Annotated in this window: 8 protein-coding genes; all 8 read right to left on the bottom strand. The window is 69.1% G+C overall.

Features of this window, described 5'->3' with window-relative positions; all coding sequences use genetic code 11:
• Complete coding sequence (locus HNO53_RS00515) at positions 1 to 288, bottom strand: type VI secretion system PAAR protein (protein ID WP_209475287.1); 288 nt, start codon at positions 286 to 288, stop codon at positions 1 to 3.
• Positions 289 to 325: 37 nt separating this feature from the next.
• Positions 326 to 904, bottom strand: coding sequence for a GNAT family N-acetyltransferase (locus HNO53_RS00510; RefSeq protein ID WP_209475285.1), 579 nt, complete (start codon positions 902 to 904; stop codon positions 326 to 328).
• Positions 888 to 4,553, bottom strand: coding sequence for a type VI secretion system membrane subunit TssM (tssM, locus tag HNO53_RS00505; protein ID WP_209475283.1), 3,666 nt, complete (start codon positions 4,551 to 4,553; stop codon positions 888 to 890). The genes HNO53_RS00510 and tssM overlap by 17 nt, the downstream gene beginning before the upstream one ends.
• Positions 4,554 to 4,629: 76 nt before the next feature.
• The gene (gene tssA, locus HNO53_RS00500; protein ID WP_209475281.1) at positions 4,630 to 6,060 is read right to left on the bottom strand and encodes a type VI secretion system protein TssA; all 1,431 of its coding nucleotides are present in this window, start codon (positions 6,058 to 6,060) and stop codon (positions 4,630 to 4,632) included.
• An 8-nt stretch (positions 6,061 to 6,068) separates the two neighbouring features.
• Complete coding sequence (gene vasI, locus HNO53_RS00495; RefSeq protein ID WP_209475279.1) at positions 6,069 to 6,722, bottom strand: type VI secretion system-associated protein VasI; 654 nt, start codon at positions 6,720 to 6,722, stop codon at positions 6,069 to 6,071.
• Positions 6,719 to 8,320, bottom strand: coding sequence for a sigma-54 interaction domain-containing protein (locus HNO53_RS00490; protein WP_209475277.1), 1,602 nt, complete (start codon positions 8,318 to 8,320; stop codon positions 6,719 to 6,721). The genes vasI and HNO53_RS00490 overlap by 4 nt, the downstream gene beginning before the upstream one ends.
• Before the next feature lie 3 nt (positions 8,321 to 8,323).
• Complete coding sequence (tssH, locus tag HNO53_RS00485) at positions 8,324 to 11,086, bottom strand: type VI secretion system ATPase TssH (RefSeq protein WP_209475275.1); 2,763 nt, start codon at positions 11,084 to 11,086, stop codon at positions 8,324 to 8,326.
• Positions 11,087 to 11,094: 8 nt separating this feature from the next.
• A complete protein-coding gene (gene icmH / locus HNO53_RS00480) occupies positions 11,095 to 11,937 on the bottom strand; it encodes a type IVB secretion system protein IcmH/DotU (RefSeq protein ID WP_209475273.1) in 843 nt (280 codons plus the stop codon).
• Positions 11,938 to 11,939 lie beyond the last annotated feature (2 nt).

Below are 11,939 nucleotides of genomic sequence, written 5' to 3'. Positions count from 1 at the left end.
TCAGCTACCCTCCCCGCTGGCAGAACCGATCACCACCCCACCGCAGCTCACCGCATGGCCGGTGAGTGCTGCCGGCTTGCCGTCGATCAGGATGGTGCCCGAGCCTTCGGCGATAGCGCGCGGATGCGGTGGGCTATCGGGCTTGCTGTGCGGCGCCAGGGGATCGCCGAGGCGCGCCGCCGGCTTGCCGTCGATCAGCACCGTCGGGCTGCCGGCGGTGACCGGCGTCGGCGGGAAACCGTCGTGGTCGGTGCCGATGTCACCCACGAGTACGAATTTGCGTCCCATCTATCGTTCTCCTGTCTATGCGAGCCGGCTGGGCGGCCTAGTCCCACTCCGCGGGCGCCTCGAAGCTGGCCACCTCGAAGGCGTTGACGTGCATGCGTTGGAAGCCGGCTTCCTCCAGGCTGCGCACGGCAGCCTGGCAGGCCAGCGGCAAGCGGACATGGAGCGGTACGCCGTTCAGGCTGCGCCGCGCGGCGCGCAACAGCCGGGCGCCGTGACCGCTGCCCTGCCATTCGGGCTCGATGAAGAAGAAGCGCAGTTGCCAGGCCGCCTCGTCATCCGGCCGGCACGCCAGCAGCATGCCGAGCGTAGGGCCGTCACCATGGCGCAGCTTGAGCAGCTGACCCTGCCAGCGGGCGATGCTGCTGCCGTCATGCTGCAGCCACTGTCCGTGCTGAACGGTGAATTCCAGCGCCCGGCGCAGGGTGGCCAGGCGAGTTTCGTCACGCAGCACCCAGGGCGAGTGGCCCTTGGCATCGGCGCGCCGAGCGGCCTCGAGAAAGGCGTCGATGTCCTCCATCACGGCCGCTTCCAAGCCTTTGGTTTCCTCCACCGCGGCGGCAGGTGTCGCCTCCTTCCGGCGTTCAACACCTAGCAGGCGCTTAAAGGCTGCCAACATCGAGACCTCCTTCGGCATACAGCGCGGTGGGCAGCTGGAAGCCGGCGACCAGCGGGCGGGTGAAGGGGTTACGCGACCCGGTGGCATAGAGGCGATAGCGCGCCGAACCACCATCGACCTGGAAACGCAGCTCCAGATCGCGCTCGCTGGCACTGGTGATCTCGGCTTCGTCGAGCAGGCGGAACCAGGCCCAGGCGCCGTCGCGGCTGAGACTGCGCGGCGAGCGATTGACCTGGCTTGGCACCAGGGTGATGCGGCTCTCGTTGCCGCCGCGCAGGGCGTTGGGCCAGATCATCGAGACCCGCGAACTGGCACTGTGGGCGTAGTCGATGATCTGACCGTCGATGTTGATCACACTGCGGCGCTTGTCGGGGCTGAGGCTCACCGGTTCCAGGGCGAACTCGACGTCGAGCACGCCGTCACGGCCGAAGTAGGCCTGGCGAATCTGCTCGGCGCGCTGGAAGGCGGTGAACACGCTGTCGCGCAGCAACGGGCTGCCCTCGGCATCGACCAGATATTCGGGCGCCTCCTCGATGAAGGGGCGCAGGTTGTCCTGGTAGAAGCGATCCAGCGTACCGTCGGCGGCGAAGAAGGCTTCGAAGTCAGCCAGCGCCACCTCACGCGAGGCTCCGGGGACCAGCGGATAGCGACCCGCCAGGCGCTCCTGGTAGGGCCCCACCACTTCATCGAGCCACTGATGCTCGAGATGGCGAATGGCGCTGGCCATCAGCAGCTGCCAGCTCTGATCGGCCAGACTCTCGAGCATGCGATCCACCGGCGCCGGGGTATGCTCGGCGATACGCTTGAGGTTGTGAATGGGGTCGCCGCCGCTCAGCGCCAGGCGGTCGCGGGCGCTGACGAATGCGGCACGGCCCGGGTCGCTGGCACCCTGCACTTCGCGCAGGTAGTCGCGCAGCTCGCCGATGGCGACCTTGATCTCGGCGATGTCGGCAGGGTTGTCGCCACGCGCATCGAGCAGCCCGTTGAGGTCGCGGAAGTTACGCTCGATCTCGCCGGCCAGGCGGTAGCGCGGTGAGCGCTCCAGCGCCTGGCGAGCGATCTCGTCGTCCTCCGGCAGCTCGGGATAGAGCCGGGTATGGTGGGCGACTTCACCGAGCAGGCGGTCAAGCGGCCGGCTGGCACCGAGCAGGGTGTCGGCCACTACCACCGCCTGGTCGATGTCGGGTAGCGGCACCAGGTAGAGGTCGTCGAGTACCTGACGCCAGGTCACGTGATAGTCGCTGACATAGCGCTCGTGCAGAGCGTCGCGCAGCTGGCGCTCGTCGGCAGCGCTGAAGGCGATGTCGTCACGCTGTCCCAGCACCCAGAGGTCGATCAGCGCCAGCTCGGTGGCCTGCTCGATCTCCTTGAGGAAGAAGCCCTCGAAGCCATCACGAGTCAGCAGGGTGGGCAGGCGCAGACGCTCCAGCTCGTCGTCACGCGCCATGAACACGGCGTTGAAGGAGGGGCCGACGCCTTGATAGAGGTCGAGGGCTGCCCCGCTGCGGCGGCCGCTGGTGGCCTTGAGCGTGGCATAGACTCGCTCGTCCATCGGCTGGCGTGCCAGCTCCTGCTGGGCGGCCTGAAGGCTGCCGCGCAGTGCCGCCATGGCCTGCTCGGCATGACGGTCGCCGGCCGTCACCTGACCCTCGAGGTCGGTGTGGGCCATGGCATAGGCGAGATGCCCCAGCAGGCGCTCCTGCACCCGGCCACGCTGCGGGAAGTCGCGCTGCCAGCGCCGCTCCATGAACGCCTGGACCCGCTCGGGCTGGCGCCCACTGGCGTCGGACATCATGCGCAGAATGCGCAGCAGCGCCAGCTTGTCGTTGCTGCCGGCCTCGGCGCGATTCATGTCATCCATGATGCCGATCATCAGCGAGGGCAGGAAGTGATAGCTCAGCATCGCCAAGTAGGCGTCTTCCACCTCACGCCCCACCGCATGCCCCTGGTAGAGCCCCATGTCGGCCAGCCACGGCAGGTGCTCGCGGTAGTCTCCGAACTCGAAAGTGGCGGCACGCAGCCGATCGAGGGGCTCCAGCAATGCATAGCCGGTAGGGTCGTCGCTACGCAGTTCATCGGGCTGGGCAGCGAGGAAGTCCCGGGTCTTATCCTCCACCGCCGCCAGGGCCTGGGTGTTCTTCTGGTAGAAGTGGCTCCAGCCGCCCACCAGCCCCAGCCCAGCGAGCAGGCAGGCGAAGGCGCTGGTGCGGCGCAGCCGACGCCGACGCCGGGCAGCACGGGCGTTGTCTCCCGCCAGCCCCGCCTCGGGGTAGATCACTTTGTCGAACAGCTCCTCGGTGAAGTAGAGCGCACTGCGCGCGGCACGATGAGCCGGCTGGGTGGAATCGGCCATGCCGTAGCGGCGTGCCGCGGCGTCGACGAAGGGATCCTCCGGCACGCCCTGCTGGTAGACCGAGGTGAAGTAGGTACCGCGCACCATGGCTGCGGTGGAGTAGCGGTCGCTGGAGAGCGCCTCGCGCAGAAAGCCATGCAGCACGTCGCGCAGACCGGCAAGCTGGCGCACGAAGCGGAACACCGACTCGCGCTCCTCGCGGTCACGACACTCGGCCAGCAGCGTGGGCAGGCTGCGGTTGAGCCGCTCGAGCATGGCGTCGTAGGCGTTGGCGAACTCGTCGACCCACTGGTCGACGCGCTCCAGGCTCTCGGCACTGAAGGTGAAGCCGAGCGGTGCGCGCCGGGCGGCCCGGGAGTAGTGACGGAAGAAGTCGTCGAAGCCGTGCAGCAGGTCCATCTTGCTGAAGGTGACGTAGACCGGCAGGCGCGCCCCGTGGCGCTCCATCAACTCGCGCAGACGGGCGCGCAGCAGCGAGGCATAAGCCTTGCGCACCGCCACTCGGGCATCGCTGAGCCGCGCCAGGTCGAGCACCAGCACCACGCCGTCGAGCGGACGCTGGGCGCGGTTGCGCTCCAACCAGCCGACGAAGTGATCCCATAGCCGGCTCTGAAGTTCCTGGGGCTCGCCGCCTTCCAACGCGCCTTGGGTCAGCAGCTCACCGTCCGGGTCGATCAGCACCGCCTTGTCGCCGATCCACCAGTCGAAGCCGAACTGGTTGCCCTTCTTGCCCTGGCCCGAGGCCTTCATCACGTGGGTCAGCGAGAAATTCTGGCCGGAGCGGTTGATCAGGCTGGTCTTGCCCGCATTCTCCACACCCATCACCAGGTACCAGGGCAGCTTGTAGCGAGCGCCGGGGACGGCACCGAGATTATCGAGCAGCTCGTGCAGCGTGGCGTTCAGCGTCGCTTCCTGCTGCTCCACCTGGCCCAGCGTGGGATCGAGCTGCCGTTGTTCGTTCTGACGCCGCTCGTCGTTCACTTCGCGCAGCCGGCGAGCCAGGCGGACGCCCCATACCACGGCAGCCAGGGTGGCCAGCGCCAGGGTGGCGAGCAGGCGGTTGAGCCAGGGCGCCAGCGGGTAACTGTCACGCACCTGCCACATCGGCCCCAGCCACCAGATGGCGGCTACCAGGGCAGCCAGCAGCAGCCACCAGAGCACGACGGTGAGCTTGCTCGCCTGCTTGCCGAGGCCCTGGGCCTTGTTGCCGTGCGCCTTGGCCAGGTTGGCGTTGCTTTCGGCCCGTGAGACGCCGGGTACCCAGCGACTCAGACCGGACTTCACACTTTTCCACATGAGGCTTGGCCCTCGTCCCTGTTGATAACGTTGTCGGACACGCTGCGGTGTCGGTTATGTCGCGTTCGGATAGTCTTCATGCGCTCTTGTCCCCCACGCTGCCGAGGCGCTCGAGCAGTGCCGGCTCCCAGCGTTCGAGGTCCAGGCCCGCCAACGATGCCTGCACCGCGCGATACTGCTGCCCGGCCAATGCCGCCAGCCCGGCATCGTGCAGCAGATCGGCGCTGGCCAGCCGCCAGTAGGCGGTTTCGCGCGGCGACCGGGCCTGAGCCAGGCCGCGATCGAGGCCCGCCAGGGCCGCCTCGAGCCCCTCCGCGGCCAGCCTTTCGCGGGCCTCGTCCAGGCCCTCCTGCCAGGGGTCGCCGCCGCCCGCCTGGCCACCTGCCGCGGCGCCGGCCGGCGCGGCCTGCAGCCATTGACGGGTATCGTCGTCGACGAAGGCGCTACCGTCGTTGAAGGTCAACGCCTCGATACCGGGCAGTCGCTCGACGAACCGGCTCGCTTCATCGCGAATGGCGGCGGCGCAGCGCGGGTGACCGAGCCGCTCGGCGGCACCGGCACTGAGACGGTGCCCCTCCAGCCAGTAGGGGCTCACCGCCAGGCTGTTCTCGATGCGTTTCCACAGCGCCATGTCGGCACCGCGCGAGAGCGCCTCGCGATACTCCGCCACCCGGTCGGCGGCAGGCGGCGACAGCTCGGAGCGTACGCCGTCGCGGGTGGCCGGTAGCACCTGAATGGCGTGCCAGATGGCATGGCGTCGGAGGCGATAACCGAGCGGGTCGCCGGGGCTCTGCTCGCAGAGAAAATCGGCCATCTTCAGCAACGCCTGGCGATTGCCGCGCTCATTGCCGGCCTCCAGGCGCATCTCGGGCAGCTTGGCCGTCGGCGGTGCCTTACTGACCGGCGATGCGCTCTCCGCCGTCTCGCCGCGCGACGCAGGCGCGGTACTTGCCGCAGCCTGGCTGGGGCGGGCCTGACGCAGCTGGCGCTGCAGATCCACCAGCGCCTCGTCCGGAAGTTGGCGTGCTTGGGCCGCCTCCAGCAGCGCCTCGAGGGCGGCATCGCAGGCCTGGTGCTCATCGGCGGCATTGTCGAAATCGAGTGTCTCGGCCAAGGCCAGGGCGCGCTGGGTGAACTGCCGGAAAAGCCGCGGCCGCAGCCGTTCGCCCTGAACACCGCCATAGGGGTAGGCGGCTTCCCACCACTGCTCGAGGCTGCCCGCCAGCAGGCGCAGCGACAGGGCGAAGCGCACGCCGTCGCCACCGCGCTGCAGGCAGTGCAGCAGGTGGCCGAGTACCTTGAGATCCTTGCCCGTGGTACTCAGCAGTCGCACCGCGCGCGTCTCGGCGCCCTCCCAGTCGACCCCGCCGTGTTGCAGCGAGCCGATCTTCATCATCTCTTCGTCGAGCCAGGCATAATCGCCGCTGTCGTCGACGGGTCGCCCGACGCCCTCCGGGGGGAGCGCGGCGAGCAGTTCGGTCAGCTGTGTCTCGTTGACGATGCGCATGCTCGACCTCACCAGCGACAAGCGTTGCGCAGCGGTTCTATCGCCTGACGCAGCCCGGCGATCTCGAAGCGCAGACCATCGAGAGCAGCCCGGTCGCTGGCAAAGGTCAGCTCGTCGGCATCCAGCAACTGCTGCAGCGTGGCGATGGCCGGCAGCCCTCTGCCGCCACTGACCACGAAGCCACCGTCGCGGGCCTGCCAGGCCTGCTCCAGTTCACGCCCGCCGGCGCGCAGTCTCACGCGTACCCGGGCGGTATCCAGCGCCTGGGGCAGGTGGAGCTGAAAACGAGTGATCGACTTCTCGCAAGCGATGACCAGTTGCGGCCGGGGCGGCAAGCTGCCCAGTGCCGGCACGCTGATCAGCACGCCATCGCTGCGCTCACGCACCAGCAAGCCCATGTCGTCGCCGTTGCGCTCGGCCTCCTGGGCATTGATGGCGTACCACAGCGCGGGGCGCGGGTCTTCGCTCGTCGTCGGCTCGTCGCGGGGCAGGAACAGGGCGTCGTAGCAGCCCAGCCGTTCCAGGCGCGATGCGAGCTCAGCGCACTCATGCGCCTGCAGCAGCGTCTCGGCGGCGGTGTCGGCCTGAACGGAGGGGTTCAGGGCCAGGCTCGCGGCCAGCACCAGCCATGGCGTCGGACGAAAGATCGGGATCGAACTCATTTGGCATCCAGTTCCAACTGACGGCACTTGTGTGCCAGGGTGCGCTTGGGTAGGCCGAGGCTCTCGGCCGCCAGGGCGCGGTTGCCGTCGAACAGCAGCAGACGCTGGCGAATCAGCTCCGCCTCGTAGTCGCGCAAGGCGCGCCGGAGGTCCTGAATGTCGCCGGCTCGCCCATTGAGCGGCGCTGTCGGCGTGGCGTCAGCGCCACGGTCCGGCTCGGTGACGCCCAGGCCGGCGAAGGCAGCGGGGGCGACGTCCTCGCCCGGGCGCGTCATGGCGCAGGCGTAGTCGATCAGGTTTCTCAGCTCGCGCACGTTGCCGGGGTAATCCCGCTCGCGCAGCAGGCGCAGCGCGGCCGGGGTGATGCCCACTTCCTCGCGCCCCTCGCGGGAACAGAAATCGGCGACGAAGGCCTCGGCCAGCTCGGCAATGTCTTCGCTGCGCTCGCGAAGCGGTGGCAGGGTCAGCGGGAACTGCCCCAGCCGGTAGTAGAGATCGGCACGAAAGCGCTGGTGTCGAATCCGCTCGCGCAGCGGCTGGTGGGTCGCCGCCACCAGGCGCAGATCGGCGCGCCGCTCTTCGCTCGATCCCAATGGCCGATAGCGGCCGTTCTCCAGCACGCGCAACAGCTTGGCCTGCAGCGGCAGCGGCATGTCGCCGATCTCGTCGAGGAACAGGGTGCCGCCGTCGGCCTGTCCGATCAGGCCCTCACGCGCCCGATCGGCGCCGGAAAAGGCACCCTTGGCGTGGCCGAACAGCTCCGACTCGAGCAGCGACTCGGGGATGGCGGCACAATTGATCGCCATGAAAGGCCCCTCGCAGCGGGTCGAAAGGCGATGAATGGCGCGCGCCACCCGGTCCTTACCGGTACCGGTCTCGCCCTGCAGCAGCACCGCCAAGTTGGTCTCCGCCGCACGCACCACCTGGCGCCGCAGCGCCTGCATCGCCGTGGAGCCACCCAACAGGTCGCCGGCCAGCCGCTCAGCCAGCGTCTGGCGCCGGGCGCCGTCGTTGAGCTGGGCCAGCGAGCGACGCAGGTGCGCTTCGCGCTGGCGCTCGCCCTGGTGCCGGGTCAGCCCCGCCCAAAGCCGGCACAGCAAGGCTTCGAAGGCGGTGAACTCAGGATCGGCCTCGAGCCGATCCAGGGCCGGTGTCTCGCCCGCCAAGACCAGCGCCCCCAGCCATTCGCGCTTGCCGTCGAGGGCACGCAATGGATGCACGACCAACTGCAGGCTGCCGGGCAGCTCGGCCATCTGCGCCTGAAAGCCCGGATGGTCGAGCCGCGAGCGCGCCTCCAGCAGGCCCAGGCGCAGCGGCTTGCCCTGGCGAATGGCATGGGCATAGGGGTGGCGGAAGTCGTCGCAGTCGAAGCGCACGTCGTCGCCGTCACTACCCAGCCAGCGGCCGCTGCCATCCAGATACAGGCAGCCGACCCAGGCCAGGCCGTGGCCGGCCTGGAGAATGCTGCCGGCACAGGTACGCAGCTCGGCGGGCGAGGCGCTCTCGACCAGCGCCAGCGCGCGTGCCATGCCGTCGAGGCCAGGCCCCGCCGACAGACCGCCTTCGCACCAGCGCATGTCGATCGCCTTCGCCGTCATCGCCTACTTCACCTCTGCGGTAAAGGCACCCGCCGCATCGACGCCCAGCGCCACCCGGGTCACCGGCTCACGCCGCGCCAGGCGGTCGAGCAGCGCCCGCGACACCGGCGGCAGCAGCTCGCCGTCGATCACCGACTCGAGCATTCGCGCGCCGTTCTCGCTGCGGGTGGCACGGGCACAGATGGCGTCGCGCAGCGCCTCGTCGAGCACCACCTCGGCCTGGCGATGATGCGTGCGGATGCGCTCGGCCAGGGTATCGAGCTTGGCCGCCACGATATCGCGCAGGGTGTCGGCGCCCAGCGGGAAGTAGGGCACCACCTCCATGCGCGCCAGCAGCGCCGGCTTGAAGAAGCCGGCCAGCACCGGGTAGAGCGCGTCGTCCAGTGCCGCGGGGTCTTCGGCATGGGCGACGATGGCTTCAAAACCCAGGTTGGAGGTGAGGAAGAACACCACGTTCTTGCAGTCGATCAAGCGCCCTTCACCGTCGGCCAGCTCGCCCTTGTCGAAGGCCTGGTAGAACAGGTTGAGCACGTCCGGATGGGCCTTCTCGACCTCGTCGAGCAGCACCACCGAGTAGGGACGCTGGCGAATCGCCTCGGTCAGCAGCCCGCCCTCGCCGAAGCCCACGTAGCCCGGCGGCGAACCGATCAGCCGCGACACGGTGTGCTTCTCCTGGTACTCGGACATGTTGATGGTGGTGAGGAACTGTCGCCCGCCATAGAGCCGCTCGGCGATCTGCACCACGGTCTCGGTCTTGCCCACCCCGCTGGGACCGACCAGCAGGAAGGCGCCCAGCGGACGGCCGGGGCGGCGCAGGTCGGCACGGGCGGTGAGCAGGTGGCGGTGCACACGCTCGATGGCCACGTCCTGGCCCTGCACCAGCTTGCCGAGGTGCTCGGGCAGCTCGGTGAGCCGGCTCAGCTCATCGCTGGTCATGCGCTCCACCGGCACCCCGGTCCAGTCGCCGATGACCTGGGCGATCTGCGCCTCCTCGACGCTGGCGTTGACCAGTGCGAACTCCTGCTGCAGTTCGGCCAGGCGCGCCTCATGGCGGGCCAGGGCTTCGTGCGGATCTTCCTCGGCTGCGACGGCGATCTCATCGGCAGCCTCGCCGGCGCCGTCTCCAGGGCTCTCGTCAACTCCTGCTTCAAGGCCTTCTTCAAGGCTCGCGGCGGCATCCGCTGCCGTCACGCCTTCGATGGCCACATCGGCCGCACCAGCCCCAGGCTCAGCCTCGGCATCGTCATTACCCGCTTCGAGCAGTTGGCGATGCAGGGCGATGATGGCATCGACGCACTCGCGCTGGTCGGCCCAGGCCGTCTCGAGCCGTTCGACCTCCTCCTGCAGGCGTGCCAGGCGCGTGTCGAGCTCGGCCTCGCGGGTGGCGTCGGGGCTGCGTCCCAGCAGGCGCTCGCGGTCGAGCTGCTCGCGCTCGCGCTGGGCGGCGATATGCTCGCTCTTGAGGTGGCTGAGGCGGCGCGGCGGCGTATCCAGCGCCTGGGAGAGCCGCGCGCAGGCGGTATCGAGCACGTCGATGGCCTTGTCGGGCAGCTGGCGCCCGGCCAGGTAGCGCGCCGAGAGTTCGGCGGCGGCACGCAGCCCGCTGTCGCCGACCAGCACGCCGTGGGCGCGCTCGTAGGTGTCGCGCAGGCCGCGCAGGATCACCAGCGCCTGGTCGACGCTGGGCTCGGCCAGAGACACCGGCTGAAAGCGCCGCGACAGCGCCGGGTCCTTCTCGAAGTACTTCTTGTACTCGCGCCAGGTGGTGGCGGCGATGGTACGCAGCTCGCCGCGGGCCAGGGCCGGCTTGAGCAGGTTGGCGGCATCGCCGCCGCCCTCCTGGTTGCCGGCACCGATCAGGGTGTGGGCCTCGTCGATGAACAGCAGGATCGGCCGGGGCGCCGACTTGACCTCCTCGATCACCGCCTTGAGGCGCTTCTCGAACTCGCCCTTCACTGCGGCCCCGGCCTGCAACGCACCGAGGTCAAGGCTCATCAGCTCGACATCGGCCAGCGCGGCCGGCACGCGGCCCTCGACGATGCGCGCGGCGAGGCCCTCCACCACCGCACTCTTGCCCACCCCGGCGTCGCCGATGACAATGGGGTTGTTCTTGCGCCGTCGCCCGAGGATATCGAGCATCTGGTCGATCTCGGGGTCGCGGCACAGCACCGGGTCGAGCTCGCCGCGTCGAGCCTGCTCGGTGAGCGAGGTGGCGAAGCGCGCCAGGGCGCTGTCCCCCTGAGTGGCCTGGGCCTGGCGTCGTCCGCCCTCGTTGGGCTCGGCGCGTGGCGCCTCGGCGGAATCGGCGGCCAGCCGCTCGAAGCCGCGGCGCAGCCCCTCGCGGTTGATCTCGGCCAGCAGTGCGGCGCTCCTCGGCCCCAGGTAGCGCCCGGTATTGTGCAGCAGGGTAGTGAAGATCAGGCCGCTGCGCAGGCTGTCGTAGGCGAACTCGGTGGTGGCCAGCAGCCAGGCGTCCTGCAGCAGCTCGACCAGCAGCGGCGAGAAGCTCGGCGTGGTCACGGCCAGATCACGCGGCGGCCGGGTCTCTTCGGCCAGGCGGGCACGCAGCTCATGGAGATCGACGCCCTGCCCTTCGAGCAGGCAGCGCAGGTCGCACAACGGCTGATCGATCAGCGCCTGCAGCAGGTGGCCGACGGTGACCTCGGGCGCCTGCTGCTCGGCGCACAGCACCGCGGCCTGTTCCAGGCCTTGACGGGAAACGGCATTGAGGCGGCCGATCAGCGCGGGAAGCTCTACCCTGAGCATGGGATCTCCTAACGGTAAATCTGGTCGAGAAGGGTGCCGACCTGAGCCGCCTGCTCGTCGAGCGTCCAGGCGAAGCCGAGATAGGTAGCGGCCATGGCAACGGCGAACAGCGCGAATACCGCCCATACCGGCATGCCGCGCCCGCGCAGGCGACGGCCGGGCATGACGTTGTCGAGCGGCCGGGTCAGGCTGTCCTCCGGGGTGTCGCCTAGCGCTGCCAGCTGGTCGCCTAGGGTGCGCACGATGTGCTCGTACTCCTCGCGCCCGTCCTCCATGACCCGGTAGCGCCCCTCGAAGCCGAGGCACAGGCAGAGGTAGATGAAGGCCAGCATGTCGCGGTAGCGCTGCGGCTCCTGTTGTAGCCGCGAGAGAATCGAGAAGACCTTCTCGCCACCCCAGGTCTCGTTGTGGAAACGCGTGAGCAGCGAATGCTCGGCCCAACTGCTCTGCTGGCCCCAGGGGGTGCCCATCACCGCCTCGTCTATGAACGAGCAGAGCACGTAGCGGAAGGCCAGCAGCGTGGGGCGGTCGTAGCCCTGCTCGGTGAGCTCTACCTCGATCGCCGAGATCTCGTCGACCACCTGGCGGTAGAGCCGGCCGATGTCGCTCATGCCGTCGAGCTGGCGCACCCGCACCACCATGCCCAGCAGTGAGCTGGCGGCGTCGACCAGCGGATTGAGGTTGTAACCGCGCAGGCGGAACCAGTAGTCCTCGTCGGCATCGAGTTGCTCGGCGTGGCTGTGGATCAGCTGCTCGAGCCCGCGTTCATCGATACGATCCTCATGGCGGCCGGGGGCAGAACGCGCCACCGTCCCGGGGTTCGATTCGTATTGCGTGGCAAGTTCTTGCATGG

Source organism: Billgrantia antri, assembly GCF_017868935.1.
GTDB classification, from domain to species: Bacteria; Pseudomonadota; Gammaproteobacteria; order Pseudomonadales; family Halomonadaceae; genus Halomonas; species Halomonas antri.
This window is presented reverse-complemented; position numbering and strand designations above follow the sequence as displayed.